This is a genomic window from Halomonas sp. AOP25-F1-15 (genome assembly GCF_052378675.1).
In the GTDB taxonomy this organism is placed as follows: Bacteria; Pseudomonadota; Gammaproteobacteria; order Pseudomonadales; family Halomonadaceae; genus Vreelandella; species Vreelandella casei.
This window is the reverse complement of the sequence record NZ_JBQSXV010000009.1, coordinates 91,940-110,885: the sequence shown is the minus strand read 5'-3', so window position 1 is coordinate 110,885 and position 18,946 is coordinate 91,940. Positions and strand designations below refer to the sequence as shown.

18 protein-coding genes are annotated in these 18,946 nt (G+C 54.3%); 10 read left to right on the top strand and 8 right to left on the bottom strand.

Going from position 1 to position 18,946, the window contains the following annotated elements:
• Window positions 1–12 precede the first annotated feature (12 nt).
• The 8 genes from edd to ACT3TF_RS15965 all read left to right on the top strand — a co-directional run bounded on the left by edd (window position 13) and on the right by ACT3TF_RS15965 (window position 8,510).
• A complete protein-coding gene (gene edd / locus ACT3TF_RS16000; protein WP_444672526.1) occupies window positions 13–1,902 on the top strand; it encodes a phosphogluconate dehydratase in 1,890 nt (629 codons plus the stop codon).
• A complete protein-coding gene (glk, locus tag ACT3TF_RS15995; protein ID WP_096279405.1) occupies window positions 1,902–2,867 on the top strand; it encodes a glucokinase in 966 nt (321 codons plus the stop codon). Before edd ends, glk begins: the two co-directional genes overlap by 1 nt.
• Before the next feature lie 22 nt (window positions 2,868–2,889).
• Complete coding sequence (locus tag ACT3TF_RS15990; protein WP_444672525.1) at window positions 2,890–3,837, top strand: carbohydrate kinase family protein; 948 nt, start codon at window positions 2,890–2,892, stop codon at window positions 3,835–3,837.
• A gap of 201 nt (window positions 3,838–4,038) precedes the next feature.
• Window positions 4,039–4,758: a FadR/GntR family transcriptional regulator gene (locus ACT3TF_RS15985; protein ID WP_444672524.1), complete on the top strand. Its 720-nt coding sequence runs from the start codon at window positions 4,039–4,041 to the stop codon at window positions 4,756–4,758.
• 21 nt (window positions 4,759–4,779) lie between these two features.
• On the top strand, window positions 4,780–5,928 hold the full coding sequence (dgoD, locus tag ACT3TF_RS15980; protein ID WP_444672523.1) for a galactonate dehydratase: 1,149 nt from the start codon (window positions 4,780–4,782) through the stop codon (window positions 5,926–5,928).
• A 16-nt stretch (window positions 5,929–5,944) separates the two neighbouring features.
• Complete coding sequence (locus ACT3TF_RS15975) at window positions 5,945–6,919, top strand: 2-dehydro-3-deoxygalactonokinase (RefSeq protein ID WP_444625684.1); 975 nt, start codon at window positions 5,945–5,947, stop codon at window positions 6,917–6,919.
• A 73-nt stretch (window positions 6,920–6,992) separates the two neighbouring features.
• Window positions 6,993–7,598, top strand: coding sequence for a 2-dehydro-3-deoxy-6-phosphogalactonate aldolase (locus ACT3TF_RS15970; RefSeq protein WP_444672522.1), 606 nt, complete (start codon window positions 6,993–6,995; stop codon window positions 7,596–7,598).
• 27 nt (window positions 7,599–7,625) lie between these two features.
• The gene (locus ACT3TF_RS15965; RefSeq protein WP_444672521.1) at window positions 7,626–8,510 is read left to right on the top strand and encodes an SMP-30/gluconolactonase/LRE family protein; all 885 of its coding nucleotides are present in this window, start codon (window positions 7,626–7,628) and stop codon (window positions 8,508–8,510) included.
• Window positions 8,511–8,593: 83 nt separating this feature from the next.
• Here ACT3TF_RS15965 and ACT3TF_RS15960 read toward each other — a convergent pair whose 3' ends face one another.
• The 4 genes from ACT3TF_RS15960 to zwf form a co-directional block, all read right to left on the bottom strand.
• On the bottom strand, window positions 8,594–10,189 hold the full coding sequence (locus ACT3TF_RS15960) for a solute:sodium symporter family transporter (protein ID WP_444672520.1): 1,596 nt from the start codon (window positions 10,187–10,189) through the stop codon (window positions 8,594–8,596).
• A 242-nt stretch (window positions 10,190–10,431) separates the two neighbouring features.
• Window positions 10,432–11,094, bottom strand: coding sequence for a bifunctional 4-hydroxy-2-oxoglutarate aldolase/2-dehydro-3-deoxy-phosphogluconate aldolase (locus ACT3TF_RS15955; RefSeq protein ID WP_096279391.1), 663 nt, complete (start codon window positions 11,092–11,094; stop codon window positions 10,432–10,434).
• Between the two features lie 59 nt (window positions 11,095–11,153).
• Window positions 11,154–11,819 (bottom strand): 6-phosphogluconolactonase, encoded by a 666-nt coding sequence (gene pgl, locus ACT3TF_RS15950; protein WP_444672519.1) that lies wholly within the window; start codon window positions 11,817–11,819, stop codon window positions 11,154–11,156.
• 1 nt (window position 11,820) lies between these two features.
• Window positions 11,821–13,326, bottom strand: coding sequence for a glucose-6-phosphate dehydrogenase (gene zwf, locus ACT3TF_RS15945; RefSeq protein ID WP_444672518.1), 1,506 nt, complete (start codon window positions 13,324–13,326; stop codon window positions 11,821–11,823).
• Between the two features lie 237 nt (window positions 13,327–13,563).
• Here zwf and ACT3TF_RS15940 point away from each other — a divergent pair, with 237 nt between their 5' ends.
• Entirely contained in the window at window positions 13,564–15,054 is a 1,491-nt protein-coding gene (locus tag ACT3TF_RS15940; protein ID WP_444672517.1) for a TrkH family potassium uptake protein, read from the top strand.
• A gap of 101 nt (window positions 15,055–15,155) precedes the next feature.
• On the opposite strand, the gene ACT3TF_RS15935 is transcribed toward ACT3TF_RS15940, so the two are convergent.
• The 4 genes from ACT3TF_RS15935 to gap form a co-directional block, all read right to left on the bottom strand.
• Window positions 15,156–15,887 carry an anti-sigma factor gene (locus tag ACT3TF_RS15935; protein WP_441683804.1) on the bottom strand — a complete coding sequence of 244 codons (732 nt, stop codon included), beginning with the start codon at window positions 15,885–15,887 and terminating at the stop codon, window positions 15,156–15,158.
• Window positions 15,884–16,447, bottom strand: coding sequence for a sigma-70 family RNA polymerase sigma factor (locus ACT3TF_RS15930; protein ID WP_444672516.1), 564 nt, complete (start codon window positions 16,445–16,447; stop codon window positions 15,884–15,886). The genes ACT3TF_RS15935 and ACT3TF_RS15930 overlap by 4 nt, the downstream gene beginning before the upstream one ends.
• 113 nt (window positions 16,448–16,560) lie before the next feature.
• Window positions 16,561–17,082, bottom strand: a complete 522-nt coding sequence (locus ACT3TF_RS15925; RefSeq protein WP_096279379.1) for a DUF3455 domain-containing protein — start codon at window positions 17,080–17,082, stop codon at window positions 16,561–16,563.
• Window positions 17,083–17,259: 177 nt separating this feature from the next.
• Window positions 17,260–18,261, bottom strand: coding sequence for a type I glyceraldehyde-3-phosphate dehydrogenase (gene gap / locus ACT3TF_RS15920; RefSeq protein WP_096279377.1), 1,002 nt, complete (start codon window positions 18,259–18,261; stop codon window positions 17,260–17,262).
• A gap of 198 nt (window positions 18,262–18,459) precedes the next feature.
• On the opposite strand from gap, the gene ACT3TF_RS15915 reads away from it, so the two are divergent.
• Window positions 18,460–18,936, top strand: coding sequence for a methylglyoxal synthase (locus ACT3TF_RS15915; protein ID WP_096279375.1), 477 nt, complete (start codon window positions 18,460–18,462; stop codon window positions 18,934–18,936).
• Window positions 18,937–18,946 lie beyond the last annotated feature (10 nt).

Here is an 18,946-nt window from a genome sequence, read left to right as displayed (position 1 = left end):
GCAGAGGTCACTATGCCGAGTTCAACACCTGCCCCATTAAACCCCATTGTTGCCGAAGTCACCCAGCGCATTCGTGAGCGTTCTGCCGAACGTCGTGCTCTCTATGAGCAGCGCATGGCTGACCAGCACAAGCGTGGTGTGCATCGAGGCGAGCTTAGCTGCGGTAATCTGGCTCACGGTTTCGCCGCCTGCAACCCGCGTGATAAGGGCGAGCTTAAGCTGATGAACAGCGCGAACCTGGGCATTATTTCGTCTTACAACGACATGCTCTCAGCGCACCAGCCGTTTGAAACTTTTCCTGAAACTATTAAAGCCGCCGCGCGTGACATGGGCTCGACCGCTCAATTTGCCGGCGGCGTGCCGGCGATGTGTGACGGCGTTACCCAGGGCCAGCCAGGTATGGAGCTGTCGCTGTTCTCCCGCGACGTGATTGCGATGTCTGCAGCCATTGGCCTGTCACACAATATGTTTGATGCCGCTCTTTATTTAGGCGTGTGCGACAAAATTGTCCCTGGGTTATTTATTAGCGCGGCGCGCTTTGGGCATCTGCCTGCCATGTTTGTGCCCGCAGGCCCAATGCCCAGCGGCTTGCCCAACAAAGAGAAGGCGCGTATCCGCCAGCTTTACGCAGAAGGTAAAGTGGGCCGAGCGGAGCTGCTTGAAGCCGAGTCCGACTCTTACCATAGCCCCGGCACCTGCACCTTTTACGGCACCGCAAACTCCAATCAGCTAATGATGGAAATGATGGGGCTACACCTGCCGGGCACGTCGTTCGTTAATCCTGGCAGCGACATGCGCGAAGCATTGACCCGCTACGCCACCGAGCAAGCCATTCGCAATACTGAGCCCGGCGGCAACTATCGTCCGTTCTATAAACAGATTGATGAACGCGCTATCGTTAACGCCCTGGTGGGATTGCTGGTCTCGGGCGGCTCGACCAACCATACGCTGCACCTGATCGCGATGGCCGCTGCTGCTGGAATCACCCTTAACTGGGACGACTTCACGGCGCTTTCCGCAGTGACGCCCAGCCTGATGCAGGTTTATCCCAACGGCCAAGCGGATATCAACCACTTCCAGGCCGCGGGCGGCATGAGCTACCTGTTCCGCGAACTGTTAGCGGCAGGCCTTATTCATGGCGATATTCCTACTGTCTTCGGCACCGATTTAACCGCCTATACCCAAGAGCCTTTCATTGATAACGGCAAAATTGTCTGGCGCGAAGGCCCTGAGAAGAGCCTTGACGAAGACGTTCTTCGCCCTGTCGCAACGCCGTTCGCACCCACTGGTGGCCTGACGGTAATGAAAGGCAACCTGGGTCGCGGAGTGATCAAAGTGTCGGCGGTGGCAGAAGAGCATCGCATTGTAGAAGCACCGGTCAAAATATTTGAAGACCAAAACGATTTGAAAGGTGCATTTGAGTCAGGCGAACTGGATCGTGACGTTATTGCCGTAGTACGTTTCCAAGGCCCCAAAGCCAACGGCATGCCAGAGCTTCATAAACTGACGCCGTTCTTAGGCGTGCTGCAAGACCGCGGCCACAAAGTAGCGTTGGTGACCGACGGACGAATGTCAGGCGCATCGGGCAAAGTACCTGCCGCTATTCACATTAGCCCTGAAGCCTTGGATGGCGGCCCGCTGGCCAAGCTGCGCGATGGCGACATCGTGCGCTTAGATGCGAATGCAGGCACGTTAGAAGCAAAGGTTGATCCCGCTATCTGGGCGAAACGTGAGCTGGTGGTCGCCAATTTAGATCATTACCACGTAGGCATGGGTCGTGAGTTGTTTGGCGGCTTCCGCCATTTGGCCATGCGCGGCGAAGAAGGCGCCGGGGTATTTGGTGGGTTTGAAGCCGATGATCTCGCTCGCCAGCAGGAGCACATTTCACAAGAGGATGCTTGATGCGACCGGCATTAATCGGCGACATCGGCGGCACCAACGCACGCTTTGCGCTGGTGCCGCCGGGTGAAATGGCCCCACGCGATATTTTAAACCTGCCCTGCGCCGATTACCCCGGCGTAGTAGACGCGATTCAAGACTACCTGAATCGCGTAGGCGTTAGCGCTGCAGGCGCACCTCAAGAAGCATGCTTAGCCTTCGCCTGCCCGGTTCACGCTGAGCGGGTCAAAATGACGAACAACCACTGGGACTTTATGAAAGGTGACGTTCAGCAAGCGCTGAACTTATCGCTATTTAAAGTCATTAACGACTTCACTGCTCAGGCGCTGGGCGTGCCCCACGTGGCGGCAGGTGATTTGGTAGAGATCCAGCCTGGGAACCCCCAAGCGCATTCAACCCGCTTAGTCATCGGGCCAGGCACAGGGTTAGGCGTTGCTGGCGTGTTTCCCGGTCAACATGCCTGGATTCCTCTGCCAACAGAGGGCGGTCACATTACCTTCGCCCCCACTGACGATACAGAACGCGCGATTTTAGATATTTTTAAGCAACGCCGTTCGCGTATTAGCGTTGAGCGCCTACTTTGCGGTCAGGGCTTATTAGAGCTTTATCAAGCCTACTGCGTTATTGAAGGTGTCGAGCCGCGCCTGACGACCCCTGCCGACGTCACAGCAGCTGCCAATGAAGGTGATAGCCTTTCCACCGCTGCCCTGCTGCGTTTTCTTAAGATTTTAGGCGATGTTAGTGGCGATGCCGCGTTAACCATGGGCGCGCGCGGCGGGGTTTATCTGTGTGGCGGCATTCTTCCACGGCTGCTGGAATGGCTGCCGAAAAGCGAGCTACGTACAGCCTTTGCGAACAAAGGCCGCATAGGTGCTTATAATGCGGATATCCCCATATGGGTGGTTACCGCCCCCTGGACAGGTCTGCTGGGCGCCGCAGAAGCGCTATATAACGAAGAAGTTTTCTAACAAATTCAATAAGAGGCAGCTTATGACGCCAGTCATCGCATTTGGAGAAGCGCTCGTTGATATGCTCTCCAATCGCTTAGGGGTTTCAACGGCTTCCCAGGAAACCTTCACACCCTATGCCGGTGGTGCCCCCGCTAATGTCGCCGTCGCCTGCGCACGTTTAGGTGTGCCCAGCCAGTTTTTAGGCATGCTGGGCGATGATACGTTTGGCCATTTTCTGGTGAGAGAGCTTAATAGCCACGGCGTAGACACGGGCGGCGTAGTATTCACAAAGCAAGCACGCACGGCGCTGGCTTTTGTTTCCCGTGATGAGGCTGGCGAGCGCACGTTTGATTTTTACCGCCCGCCCGCCGCGGACTTGCTTTACCGCCTTGAGCACCTACCCGCGGGCATTTTCGAGAACCCCGCCATTTTGCATCTCTGCAGTAACAGCCTTACCGACCCCGACATCGCCGCCGTCACCCTTGCGATAGCCACCATGGCTAAGCGGGCAGGCTGTTTGGTCAGCGTAGACGCCAACTTACGCCACAACCTGTGGCCTGAGGGGTCGGCGGATATCAGCCTTGTCACACAGCTGCTCGACAGCGCCGAGCTACTCAAGCTCTCCCAGGAAGAGCTTGACTACCTGCGTGCCGATCATGACGCTGAAGCGTGGCTAGCCCAACGGCTAGCGGCGGGAGTGAAAATTGTTTTGATCACCGATGGTCCCAACGACGTCGTACTCAAGGGCATCGATATTGATCAGCGCATTGCGCCACCCAACGTTGTCGCCATTGACACTACCGCCGGGGGCGACGCCTTTATCGGTGGTCTGCTGGCTGAACTCTCCGCTCACGGCATTCACGAAAACTGGCAGCGCGATAGCAACTTTCTTGCCCAAGCAGTCGATACCGCATGCCGCTGTGGTGCCTTTGCCGTGACCCGGCCAGGCTCCTATGCAGCGCTACCCACCCGGGCGGATATTATCTAGCATCCCTATCCAAGCATTAACCTATCGGCGCACCTGCATCAGGTGCGCCGTTTTACTGTTGCTAACACCCATGCTCTTACGCGCTCTTCCCCGTGGTGCCTAGCGCCCAGTCAACTAGGACTTATGTCTAAAGCCGTTTGGTTGTGGAAATGTCAGACATTTAATAAACTGGGCTAAATACGGTTATTAACGAGACGCGCCATGACGCTGGACACCCTGCCGCCCCACCCAGGTGGTGCCGAACATTTAGCACGCCTACTGGCGCAGGCATTGCTAGCAGGCCGTTGGCAGCCGGGCGACGCCTTTCCCCGCGAACTGGATATCGCTAGGCACTTTGCGGTTAGCCGTAATCAGGTGCGCAACGCACTAGCCACTCTCACCTCGGCGGGGCTATTAGAGCGCACGGCAGGCCGTGGCACGTTGGTTCGCGAAATGGGTGACTGGCACCTGCTCGATCCGCTAATGAGCAAGTGGATGACAGGCCTGGTCAACATTGACCCGCAGTTAGTACGCGCCATCTATGCCTTTCGCTACTCAGCCGAACCCATGGTGGCTGGGCTAGCGGCTCAGGCAGCCCTACCTGAAGATCTTGAACGCCTTGAAAGCGCCTTTGCCGGTATGGAAAAAACCGCTGCCAGCACTGATTTACGTGGCCAGCATGCCGAGTACGACGTCGCCTTTCACGATGCGACCTACCGGGCTACTCACAATCTCGTCTGGCGGCAAATGGGGCATCTGCTGCGCCCTTCTATCATGGCCCTTGTTTGGGGCTCGCAAGACCGCACAGGTACCTTAGACGACAGCCTTTCACGCCATCGCCAGGTGCTTGAAGCGATACGCAACCGAGACATCAACGCCGCAGAGTCCGCAGCGCGCGAAGTCCTTCGCCGTACGGCTATCGATCTTGGCATCGTCAGTTAATCATTAAGAGGAAGATTGAATATGAAAATCACCCGTCTCAAGACCTGGCAGGTTCCGCCGCGCTGGTTATTTCTGAAGATCGAGACTGACGAAGGCTGCTACGGGTGGGGCGAACCCGTCGTAGAAGGTCGCGCCGCCACGGTTGAAGCCGCCGTGCATGAGCTTTCTGACTATCTGATTGGCCAAGACCCACACCGCATCGAACATCTCTGGAACATGATGTATCGCGCTGGTTTTTATCGCGGCGGCCCGATTCTAATGAGTGCGATCGCGGGGATCGACCAGGCGCTATGGGATCTTAAAGGTCGCAATCTGGGTGTGCCTGTTCACCAGCTACTCGGTGGTGCCGTGCGCGACAAGATGCGCATGTACGCCTGGACCGGTGGCGATCGCCCAAGCGATGTAGGTGCGGGTGCTAAAGCGCTGGTCGAAAAAGGCTTTACCGCGTTCAAAATGAACGGCACACCAGAGATGCAGATTGTTGACTCGCACCGCAAGGTCGACGAAGCCGTGGCCCGGGTCGCAGAAGCCCGCAATGCCGTGGGCCCTGATGTAGGCATTGGTATCGACTTTCACGGCCGCGTACATCGGCCAATGGCCAAAGCGCTGCTACGCGAATTAGAGCCCTTCCACCCGATGTTTGTGGAAGAACCGGTTGCCCCGGAACACCTGCCCTGCTTGAAAGATATTGCAGGAGGTTTGGGTTATCCGCTGGCGACGGGTGAGCGCCTGCACACGCGTTTTCAGTTTCGCGACCTGCTCGCTGATGGCATGATTGATATCATTCAGCCCGATATCTCGCACTGTGGTGGCATCAGCGAAGGTCTTAAAATTGCCGCCCTGGCATCCGCCTACGATGTGGCGCTAGCGCCACACTGCCCGCTTGGCCCGCTGACATTAGCCGCCTCGCTCCAGCTGGACGCGGTGAGCCACAACGCTTTTATTCAAGAACAAAGCATGGGCATTCATTACAACCAGGGCAACGATGTACTCGACTACCTGGTTGATAAATCAGCTCTCGCCATTGAAGACGGTTTCTGCGCGATTCCCCAAGGTCCAGGGCTTGGCGTGGAAATCAACGAAGAGTTCGTTGAGGAGCGCTCCAAGGTTGGCCATCGCTGGCGCAACCCGGTGTGGACGCACGAAGACGGCTCTATTGCAGAGTGGTGAGCATGAGGTTAATTAAATGAAAACAACCGCTGCAGAAATAGCGCCTCAGTTAGCTTGGATTGCCGTGGACTGGGGCTCCAGTAACCTGCGCGCCTGGGGGCTGGATAAGCACGACCACGTGATTGCCCATGCCAGTAGTGAAAAAGGCATGCTGTCGTTAAAGGCCGATGAGTACGAAGCAGAGCTGCACCGACTGGTAGCTGACTGGCTGCCCGACAGCGGCCAGATCAACGTAATGGTGTGCGGTATGGCCGGGGCTCGACAAGGGTGGCGGGAAGCCGCTTATTTGCCGGTGCCCACGCGCCTTGATCAGCTTAGCCAGGGCGCTGTGATCCCTACGCTGTCTAACGACCGGCTGCGCGTGCATCTGCTGCCTGGCTTGAGTCAAACTCGCAGCGCATCCGCTCATTTTGATGTCATGCGCGGCGAAGAAACCCAACTGGCGGGCCTGGTGGCCGATAACGCCAGCTTTTCGGGCCTTGCATGCCTGCCCGGTACTCACGCCAAATGGGCGATGCTGGCATCCGGTGCCGTCACGCAATTTACTACCTATTTAACCGGCGAAACGTATCAGCTGCTGGCACGCCAATCGGTTCTACAGCACTCTATTGGTAGCGACGACTTAAACGATTCGGCTTGCCGCGACGCGTTTATAGCGGCAGTCAGCGAGATCCATAAAGCGCCAGCCACCTTTAGCAGCCGCCTTTTTGGCCTACGCGCGCAAGACTTACTCGACGGCACCTTACCACTAGGCAAGGCGCGCTCGGCAATACTCGCGGCAAGGCTTTCAGGACTGACTATCGGACTGGAGCTTTCAGGCGCTTGTCACGCATGTCCGGCGTCTGAGCCCATTACTCTGATTGGCAATCAGGTGCTTTGTCAGCGCTATACGCTGGCCCTGAATGCTATCGGCTATCAAACACAGTATGTGGATGGCGATACGGCCGTACTCGCAGGTTTACGCCTTGCGCATCAAGCGCTGAAGACTTGATGCACGCGCGAATCGCTTGGACCACTATCGGCATACTTAAGGTTGCAACAATTAACGTAAGGAGAGATTGGCTATGACGCTGCCTCTGATTGGTATTTTACGCGGTGTAACTCCCGATGAAGTCGTTGATATCGCGGCAGCGGTGCTGGCGGCGGGCATTACGCAAATCGAAGTGCCGCTCAACTCCCCCAGCCCGCTGGAAAGCATCCGCCGATTGATCGATGCATTTGGCGATCGCGCGGTGATTGGCGCAGGCACGGTGCTGACGCCGGCACAAGTGCGCGACGTCCACGCCGCTGGGGGGCGCTTGATTGTATCGCCTAACTGCCAGCCAGCGGTCATCGAAGAAACCCATCGGCTTGGCATGGCAAGCTGGCCGGGCATTGTCACGCCCTCCGAAGCCTTCGATGCGTTAGAAGCAGGCGCCACGGGGCTTAAGCTATTCCCCGCCGTTCAGGTAGGTTTAGAGGGCATGAAAGCCGTTCGCGCCGTGCTACCGGCAGGCACTCTGCTATATGCGGTAGGCGGAGTAGGCATCGATAATTTTGCCCAATGGCGCGCCGCTGGCGTTGACGGTGCAGGCCTGGGCAGCGCGCTATACAAGCCTGGCCAAAGCGCTTCCCAGGTGGGGCAACAGGCGCAAGCCCTTGCCGATGCGTGGTTGGCAGGAGAACAATAAGGGGAGCTAACAACAATGGGCGCAGGCATGCATGTTGCAACGTGGCAGGCAGAGTTAGCGGTTGATTGCCGCTGCACATTAGGTGAAGGTCCGCAGTGGGACGCTAAAAATAAGCGCCTTTATTGGTGCGATATTCTTGGAAAACAGCTGCACTGGCTATCCCCTCGCAGCGGGGATAGCGGCTATTATCCGCTTGATCATAGGGTATCGCTAGCCACTCCCCTTGAAGAAGGCGGACTGCTGTTAGTGGGTGAAAATCGCTTAAGCCGCTTCGACCCTAGCAGCGGCAGCGTAGAAACATTTTGTGACTTCGAAGCCGATAACCCACTTACCCGCAGCAACGATGCGCGGGTTGATCGCCATGGCAGCCTGTGGCTTTCCAGCATGGGTAAGGCTGCCGAAAAAGGCGCAGGCAGTCTTTATCGCCTGCATCGCGGCCAGCTCACACTTTTACGCTCGAACCTGACAGTTCCCAACGCCATTTGCTTCTCTGAAAACGGCGAGTTCGCCTGGTTTACCGACACCGCTGCCGGCGTAGTGATGCGCTGGGCGCTAGATCGCGATGGATGGCCAACGGGTGAGCCAGTGCCCTGGGCTGATTTCTCATCTGTACTGGGCAACCCAGACGGCGCCGTAATGGACAGCGAAGGCTGCCTGTGGCTCGCGCTTTGGGGGGCAGGCCAGGTGGTTCGCCTTGATCATGAGGGTCAGATCATTGCTCGCGTTGAGCTTCCCGTCAGCCAGCCCTCCTGCCCCGCGTTTGCAGGTCCTAACCTTACAACGCTATACATCACCACGGCCCAGGAAGGCTTTAGTGCCGCACAGCTTGCCCAGGAACCGACCGCTGGTTCACTTTACGCGGTAGACACCGGCATTGCCGGTTTGGCTGAGCTGCCGCTACGCCTGATATAACGCGAAGGCCCCGCCAGCATATGCTAGCGGGGCCTTGATGTTGCGGCTGAAGTATCTGATTTTCTAGTTACTCGATACCACCATTAACCCGCAAAGCTTATATACATCACGATCACTAACACCACCAAAACGATACCAGCGGGTACCGCGCCTTTCCACGGCGTTAGGTCAACATCACCGGTATGCTCCTGTACCCAGTCAGTCTCACGGGGACGCAGCTTACCAATAATTAGCATCGTCACCACCAATAGCACAAACACCAACGCCACAAAGTGGAACTCGTTCATGACCTGTGGCAGCAAGTTAAAGGGCGGTACAAAGTAGCCGGCAGCAATCAGCAAGCAGCCACCCACCAGCGCGATTTTAGCCGCCATGGGAGGAACGCGTTTCGTCAGTAACCCCACCAGCACGACGGCCAGAATGGGAATAAAATAGATCGCATTCATCTTCTGCAGATAGCCAAACAGACTCTCTTGACCTGCAAGCAGCGGCGCAATGATCATGGTAAGAACCGCCATGATCCAACCAAACACCTTGCCCGATTTTACGATCTGCGCTTCAGTGGCCTCTTTGTTAAACACACCTTTATAGATGCCTAAGCTGAAAATAGTCGTCGTGCTGTTAAGTGCCGAGTTAAACGATGACAAAATCGCCCCTACCATTACCGCGGCGAAAAAACCTGTTAAGTAAGGCGGCAATACGTTAAACACCAAGTGCCCATAGGCTTCATCAGCACGCACGCCCTGATCGGCATAAAGGTGATAAGCAATAATCCCTGGAAGTACCAGATAAAGCGGACCTAGAAGCTTAAATAAGCCGGTGAGCAAAACGCCTTTCTGGCCTTCAGCCAGGTTTTTCGCGGCAAAGGTACGCTGAATAATCTGCTGGTTGGTGCTCCAATAGAACAAGTTAATCAGGAATACGCCGGTAAACAGCGTGAAGAACGGCACCTGCTGATCACCGCCGCCAATCGAATTAAGCTTGTCAGGGTCACTCTCTTTAAGAATGCTCCAGCCTTCCATAATGCCTGTGCCACCGCTCACAGCCTGCAGACCGTAATAGACGATGACAAAACCACCAATTAATAGACCGACCCCGTTAAGAGTGTCAGAGACTGCGACTGTGCGCAGCCCGCCAAACAGTGCATACACGGCCCCGATGATGCCGACGATCCAGACCGTTAACCAAAGCAGCGTCGTGGAAGACTCAATGCCGGTTAACCCCTGCAGATCAAGCATGCCCTGCAGCCCTATCGCCCCCGAATAAAGGATGATTGGCAGTAGAATAACAGCATAAGCAAGCAGGAAAATAATGTTGGTAATCAGCTGTGTATCTTTATCAAAACGAATTTCAAGCAGCTGCGGCAGCGTTGCTATACCGCTTTTCAAAAAGCGTGGCAGGAAAAACAGTGCTAATGCCACCAGCGCGATAACCGCCACGACTTCCCAAGCCATGACGCTCAAGCCATCGGTGAAGGCCGCACCGTTGAGCCCTACCATTTGCTCGGTAGAGAGGTTGGTCATCAGCAATGAACCGGCGATCAGTGGAAACGTTAGGGTACGCCCCGCTAGAAAGTAGCCGTTGGTACTCGAGTGGTCATCTCGGCGGGTGATTCGCCAAGTGATAAAGGCGACAAATCCTGTAAAGAACAGAAAAGACGCCAGGGTCAACGCGTGCATAGGGCTCACCTCATCATCGTTATCAGTGATGCGCACGTCACAATCGATGCGCACTCAAAATGTCAGACATATCGGCTATCATTTTAGACGAGCTAAATATAACTTAGTAATAAGTCTTTGGTCTTAAATCCGCGTCAAAGCGATCAACAGGCGTCACGAAGCCATAAAAAAACCCTAACAGTTATTTAAAACAGTTAGGGCGCGTGTTGCTTCGCTAGCGGCTACCCGCCGAGGCAGCCTGATTAGTGGTGAAAACGCTCGGCCGCTTGACGGGCCAGCTCACGAATACCATCCCAGTCTTCCGCCTCTACCATGGCTTTCGGCGTTAGCCAGGAGCCACCGACACACATTACGTTGGGCAGCGACAGGTAGTCATCGGCGTTATCTACCGTGATACCACCGGTGGGACAAAAACGTGCTTCGGGAATAGGGGCGCCAAACGCTTTGATCGCTTTAGCGCCACCGCTAGATTCTGCCGGGAAGAACTTAAACCGGCGATAGCCGTACTGCCAGCCGGTCATTAGTTCAGACACTGTCGACACACCCGGCAACATTGGCACTGCGCTTTCAATGCCATAACGATACAGCGCTTCTGTCGCGCCCGGCGTCACGATAAAGTCAGCCCCCACCTGCTCGGCTTGGCGATACTGCGCCGGTGTTAGCACCGTGCCAACGCCAATGCTGGCACCCGGTAATGCTTCGCGCATGCGTTTAACCGCTTCTAGCGCGCAGTCGGTACGTAACGTGACTTCAAGTACGGTCAAACCGCCTTCGACCAAAGCACGCCCAAGCGGCACGGCGTCTTCCAAGCGCTCAACGGTAATCACCGGAATAACTTCGGCTTTTAGGCAGATGCTATCAAGCTCAGCGGTGCGGGTTGACGGTAATTGTTTTTCAATGGTCATGTGCGAGTCTCCAAAAAAATCTGTTATTGCCCGGCCGATGGATGGCTAAGCGCGAAGCGTTAAGGCGCCCAGTAAATCGCTAGTGGACAAGACAAAAAGGCTCGGATAGGCAGCTGGCGAACATCATCGCCATTTAAGGCCTTCGCCAGCACGGCTCGCTTATCTTCACCGGTAATGTGCAAGAAATGACGGCGCGCTTGATGTAAGCGATCCGCTGAAAAGGTAATTCGTGGCTGCAACTGGCTTGGCGTCCTTACCGCTACCAGCGGCTCGTCTGTCGCCAACGCTAGCGTAAGCTCAGGGCTGTCGGGGAATAGCGAGGCCGTATGGCCATCGCCGCCCATGCCTAAAATCACCGCGCTAGCTGGCCAAGCAAGCAAAGCAACCTGCTTAGCAACATGCTCCACGCCCTCCTCTGGGGTCTCTGCATCACAGGTTAACGGTAAAAAAGTGGCGGCCGCGGCGTTGCCTTGCAACAAGTGCTCACGCACTAACTTGGCGTTGCTGTCGCTGCTGTGTTCGTCTACCCAGCGCTCATCGGCAAGCGTGATGTCTACGCGCGCCCACGGCAGTGGCTTCGCCGCCAGTGCCGTAAAAAAAGGCAACGGCGTGGAGCCACCCGACACCACCAGCAAGGCCCGCTCGTGATGCGTTAAGTCTTCGTGCAGGGCTTGAGAAACGGCCTCTGCAAGCTGCTCAGCCAGCTGTTGGCGTGCTTGACTCATATCAATAATCCTCGTACCAGCTGCGGCCGTCTTGGGTAATCATCGCAATAGAAGCGACTGGCCCCCACGAACCCGCGGGGTAGCGGCGAGGCGGTGTTTCACGTTTTTTCCAACCGTCGATGAGCTGATCACACCAACGCCACGAATGCTCAATCTCATCGCGACGCACAAACAGATATTGCTGCCCTTTCATGACTTCTAATAGTAGACGCTCGTAGGCGTCGGGAATCCGCGATTTGGGAAAGGCGCTATTGAAATCAAGATGCAAAGGCCCGGGACGTAGGCGCATGCCCTTATCTAGGCCACTGTCTTTGGTCAGCACTTGCAGAGCGATGCCTTCTTCGGGCTGCAGGCGAATAATGAGCTTGTTTGATGCGATACCGCGCTGGTCTGGATCAAAGATATAGTGCGGCTGCTGGCGAAAGTGAATGACAATTTGTGAGAGTTTCTCCGGCATACGCTTACCCGTACGCAGATAGAAAGGCACCCCAGCCCAACGCCAATTAGCCACTTCCGTTTTCATGGCTACAAAGGTTTCTGTCTGGCTTTGTGTATTGGCATCCTCTTCTTCCAAATATCCGGGCACTGACTTGCCGTCGGTGTTACCGGCGATATATTGGCCGCGCACAACGTCACGCCCAAGCGCTTCGCCAACAAAGGGTTTAAGCGCTTTCAGCACCTTCACCTTCTCATCCCGAATCGCATCGGCATCCAAATTGGACGGCGGGTCCATGGCGATTAAGCACAGCAGTTGCAGCAAATGGTTTTGCACCATATCGCGCAGCTGTCCTGCCTCATCAAAGTAGCCCCAGCGCCCCTCAATGCCGACTTTTTCTGCCACCGTAATCTCGACGTGAGAGATATTATTCTGATTCCACTGGGTGCCAAACAGAGGATTGGCAAAGCGAAGTGCAATCAGATTCTGTACGGTTTCTTTACCTAAATAGTGATCGATGCGGTAAATCCGCGACTCGGGAAAAACGTCGCCAATGGCGTCGTTAATCTCAATCGACGACTGCAGATCGTATCCAATAGGCTTTTCAACGATGATCCGTGAGTTTTCGCTCACACTGTTACTGGCCTGAAGATTGCGACAGATATCGCCGTAAATACGCGCCGCTACCGAAAGATAAACCACCATCGGCTGCGACGAACCCTCCCGCCACTGACGGATTGCTTCAAAACCATCAACCTTGGTGAAATCCAGCTGCCGATAATCCAGGCGATTAAGAAAACGCTTTAGGCTCTCATCGTCCTGCTCATCTTTTTTAAGTCGTTTCTGTAGCGCGAGGTTAACCAGCTCGCGAAACTCAGCAACATCGTGCTCCTGGCGAGCCAGCCCCATAATGCGGGTGCTTTCAGGCATCAAGCCTTCGCGGTCTAGATGGTATAAGGCAGGGAACAGCTTGCGCATGGCAAGGTCGCCCAGCGCCCCGAACAGCGCCAGATCAATGGCGTGATCGGGGTCACCGAGGGGAATACTTTGTGAAGCACTAGACTGGCTCATCGTTGCTCCTATTAATATCTAAACAGCTACTTGTAGTTAGATTACCTAAAATTTACCGTAAAGCAGGCATTGTACGCAATAATTCATGTAATTTTACTACAAAAAACACAGTGACTGACAATCAACACCTGCCAGCCCCACGTTATCTGTTAATAGCCTTACATTTTTACAGACTTTTTATGGAAGGCCATGATCTCTTAGCGCATGCTTAAGGGTACTAAATGGCGAGCTGGGTATATGACATCGATGACACCGTGGTTTTATCGTAGCAGGGATGTGTACCGGCACTGGGCACCTGTTTTTAAAATCATTTCGATTCTGTGGGTGGTGCTAGCGCTGTTTATGCTGGTGCCGCTTGTCTTATTGCTCATAGAGAATGATCCCGATGCCATGGCCTTTGGTATTTCGGTACTGATCATACTAGGCGCTGCGGCGCTGATTTGGCTATTGACGTACCGCGTATCGTTGGAGCTAAAGCCGTGGCAGATGTTTATTCTCACTGCCGCCAGCTGGGTCAGTATTAGCGGCTTTGCCAGCCTACCGCTAGTGCTTGGCGCACCTCAGTTAACGCTCACAAATGCGGTGTTTGAATCAGTCTCGGCAATCACTACCACCGGGTCGACCATTCTGGTCGGCATTGAACATTTTTCCGATGGTTTGAAGCTTTGGCGCGGCCTGATGCAGTGGATAGGGGGCATCGGCATTATTGTGATGGGCATTGCGATTTTACCGTTTTTGAAGGTAGGCGGTATGCGCCTTTTTCATACCGAGTCATCCGACTGGTCCGATAAAGTGATGCCCCGCACGGGTGGAATTGCCAAAGCGACGCTAACGATTTATGTCAGCCTCACCCTTATCGCTAGCGTTAGCTATTGGTTTGGCGGAATGACGCCGCTGGACGCCATCGTGCACAGCATGTCATCACTTTCGACTGGCGGGTTTGCTAATTCTGATGCCTCTTTTGGCGCCTACGCCGACCGGCCGTGGCTGCTGTGGATGGCCAGTTTATTCATGCTCAGCGGTGCGCTGCCCTTTGTACTTTATATCCGCTTCATCCGCGGTTCAGGCAGTGCTTTATGGCAAGACCAGCAGGTGCGTGGCCTGCTTAAACTACTGCTGGTGGCGATCGTTATTTTGAGCGCATGGCGCGTGACTCACGGCAGCGCCCCTTTTGAAGCGGTCACTCACGTGACGTTTAATATTGTGTCAGTAGTGACCACCACTGGCTACGCCTCAGATGACTACACTCTTTGGGGCGCCCTACCGGTGGTAGCCTTCTTCTATCTTACGTTTATCGGTGGCTGTAGCGGCTCGACCAGCGGAGGGATGAAAATCTTCCGCTTTCAAATTGCCACTTTGATGCTGCGCAATCAGCTACGCTACTTAATCCATGCTAACGGGATCTTCACCACTCGCTATAATCAACAGCCGGTGACGAACGATATTTCGCGCAGCGTGGTGGCTTTCTCGTTCTTCTTTTTCATTACCATTGCCGTGTTGGCACTTTGCTTATCCGCGCTGGGGCTGGACTTAGTAACCGCCCTTTCAGGTGCCGCCACGGCGGTAACCAACGTGGGCCCCGGGCTTGGTGACATCATTGGCCCTGCTGGTAACTTTGCCCCGCTGCCTGACGCCGCAAAATGGCTGCTGTGCATTGGCATGCTGATGGGCCGATTAGAAATACTCACCGTAGTGGTACTAATGACCCCGATGTTTTGGCGACGTTAGCCGTTCACATATATTTACTCTTCTCTGCTGGTTACCGGATAACTATCATGCGCCTGTTAAAAATCGACTTAACATTCTTTTAACAGGCACATAGATACAGACTAAATCTCGACCGAGCGGCCGATGAATTCGATAGGCCCGGTTGGAAGTCCGGTAGATGAGCCCTTTTCATCTTCAAGCGTTAGCTCAAACAGCTGATTATCTTGCAGTGGTGGCAGCTCATCCAGGCGTAGCCGAATCGGCTTGCCGGGTTCGACTAAACCAAGCGAGACCGGTGCTTGCCATTCATCTGCTTTGGTCCAGAACTGAAGCGCTTTGCCTTCAGGCACTGTAAAGGTACCGAGAGGAATTAGCTCTATTTCTTGGCGTGATGATGCCTGCACCACCCAGCCAGCCGACTGAGTTTGCGGGGCTAGCAGCACCACCATGTACTCGGGAGTGGTTGGCGAATTTACTTGGTTTGTCAGCAGCACGCCCATAACCAGTGCAGCAGCTAACCCAAGCCCTGCAGCGCCGCGCCAAAGTGGCAGGCTGCGTAAAAAAGGACGCCGTGGTGAAGAAGCCAGCGGACGAGCAGCGATTGACGGTTTTTTTGATGCCGTCATGCTGCGCTCAATGCGAGGCCACAAATAGTCAGAAGGCGTTACTGGCGTCGTAATAGCGGTATAGGGCAAGAAACGCTCTTCCCATACCATAACGGCTTTTTGCAATTCAGGCTCATTGGGTAGCCGTGCTTCAAATGCTTGGCGTTGCGCTAACGACAGCGTGCCCAGCACGTATTCACCCGCCAAGGCATAGTCGTCTTCGTATTCATTTTGGCTGGGACGAGTCATGCCATACACTCCCTTAGACGCAGCAAGCTGCGTTTAATCCAAGCTTTCACGGTACCAAGCGGCGCGCCCGTATGGGCGGAAATTTCAGCGTGACTGAGGCCATCAACATAGGCATGGAGTACGCAGTTACGTCGCTCCGGCTCAAGTTGTTTTAAACAGTGATCCATTTGTTGACCGGTCTGCCAATCAAAGGCTTCTTCTGCAACAGAGGCGAGTTGGAAATGCTCATCGTGGGCTAATTCGGTCGGATCGTTGCTATCAAAGGTAATTTCACGATCACGATAGCGGATGGCATTTAATGCCAGGTGACGCGCTACGCTAAATATCCATGCTCGCGCGGATCCTTTATCAGGATCATAACTTCCGGCGCGCTGCCAAATATTAAGACAGGCATCGTGGACAATATCTTCAGCCATGCCGCGATCTTTGACGATTCTAAAAACTACGCCTAAAAGTCTTGCACCTTCATGAGCATAGAGTTGATGCAAAGCGTCATGATCGCCGCGAGCACACTTAATTAATGCGGCATCATGATCAAATTCATTAGCTATATCGGACACACCTTCGCTCCCTGATGACGCGTCGATCCCACTCGTCGCACGTCCAGACAGCATAGCGGCTAAGGGGTCGCGATACGACCCCTTAGCCTTACTGAACTCTAGCTTTGCTAAACTTAATTAGCAGTCCAGAAGATGTAATCGGCTTGATAAGTAACTACTGCAGTTGCGCCGTCGTGATCTGCATCACAAGTGACGTCAGGTGCCACGCCGCCTTCGGTGTTCAAGCGCTGAATGTAGCTAACGTCCATCATCGCGCCTTCGCCTTCAGCTGGGTTGGCTTCTACTAACTGAAGAGGAATGTTGCCATCACCGTTGGCAGCGGTGGCTAGCTGAGTACCGGTGATTTTAGAACCATCCAGCGCTTCCCAAGTAGCTGGGGGACCATAATAGCTACCTACTTGAGTGCCGTCGGTGTCATTAAGTGCAGCGTGTGGGCCTTTGAAAACCCAAGCCATGTCACCAGAGTCATTGGTTTCACACATATAAGTGATAGCGCCAACGCCAACGGTTTCAAGCGCTACGGTGTTGCCGTCTGGTACTTGTACGTCCGCTGGCGTTTCAGCCAAAGCGGCGTGACTGAAGGATGCAATCAGGGCTGCGGCCAGTGTAGTACGCGTCAGGTTTTGAATGGTCATTTCAGTCTCCTAAAAGGGTTGTTATCAACCACCTCAAATAGCGGCTGTATAGGGAATACCCGCGAGACCCTCTTTTGGATGCAGTGATGTTAAAAAAATGTAAAAAAAAGCCCTGAGCAGATTCTCAGGGCATTATTTAGGGGTAATACGTAAGCATTCAAAGCCTAACAATAACGATTAGGCCGTTGCCTGCATCGCAAGCGTGGTATCCAACATCCGGTTAGAAAAGCCCCACTCGTTGTCATACCAAGCCATCACTTTGACCAAACGGCCATTCACGCGAGTGTGATTGGCATCAAAGGTCGAGGAGTTGGCATCATGGTTGAAATCGATAGAGACCAGCGGCTCAGCGTTCACGGCCAATACCGGCGAGTTAGCGGCGGCTTTCTCAACAATGGCGTTGATCTCTTCCTTCGTCGTATCGCGGCTCGCGGTGAACGTGAGATCTACCAGCGAAACGTTAATGACCGGCACGCGCACCGCTAGGCCATCCAATTTGCCTGCCAGCTCTGGCAGCACCAACCCTACTGCCGCCGCTGCACCGGTTTTGGTTGGGATCATTGAATGGGTTGCGCTACGAGCCCGGTAGGGGTCGGTGTGATAAACATCCGACAAATTCTGATCATTAGTGTAGGCATGAACCGTGGTCATCAAACCGTTCTCAATCCCCACGGCATCGTTCAATGCTTTCGCAACCGGCGCTAGGCAGTTAGTCGTGCAGGAAGCGTTGGAGACCACTTTGTGATCAGCCGTTAAAACATGGTCGTTCACGCCATACACGATGGTCGCGTCGGCATCGGGGCTGGGCGAGGAAATCAGTACTCGCTTGGCGCCGGCGGTAATATGCTTGGCCGCCGCCTCACGCTTGGCAAATAATCCCGTACACTCCATGACTAAATCAATTTTCATGGCTTCCCATGGCAGATTCGCCGGGTCACGCTCAGAGGAGATCGCGATACGATCACCATCGACAGTGATGCTCTCGGCATCATGCTCTACTTTAAAAGGAAAGTGGCCATGAACGGTATCGTGACGCAACAGGTGTGAATTTAACGACGGATCGCCAAGATCATTAATGGCGACAACCTGAATGCGATCGCGGTAGCTATTTTCGTAAAGGGCGCGCAGTACATTGCGGCCGATACGGCCAAATCCATTAATCGCAACTCTTATTGTCATGATAGCTCCTCAATAAATCGGTGGTGAAAAGTAAGGCATGCTGTAAAAAAATTACCAAAAATACGTATTTAAACCTCAAAAAAGCTGCCAATAGCTACTTAATTGCCTTAAAAGGCTTATGAAAACTCGATATGTAGTAAAATTACTATATAAACACTATTGTAGTCCAATACTAAAAATTCAAAAGAGAGTGATGCCATGAGTGATGCGCAGCCGCCCCGCCAGACTATTCGTACACTACAAGCGCGTAAACGAATTGCCCTGATTGCTCACGATGGTAAGAAAGGTGAAATGCTCGAATGGGCGACTCGCTGGAAAGACACGCTTAGCCAGCACACCCTTTTGGGCACCGGCACCACTGCCGGGCGCTTAAAGACAGCTTTAGGGTTAAGCGTAGAAGGACTCATGAGTGGGCCGCTGGGCGGCGACCAGCAGATTGGTGCGCGTATCGCGGAACAGCGCCTGGATATACTGATCTTTTTTTGGGACCCCTTCTCGCCGCAACCACACGACCCGGATGTCAAAGCGTTGCTGCGTTTGGCCGCATTATGGAATGTGCCGGTCGCCTGCAACGCAGCCACCGCAGACTTTTTGCTTTCCTCGCCTTACTTGAACGAAAGCTACGATATGTCGATTCCGGATGCCAACGCCTGGGCTCAAGCGAGAACCGTTTAAGCACTATGCG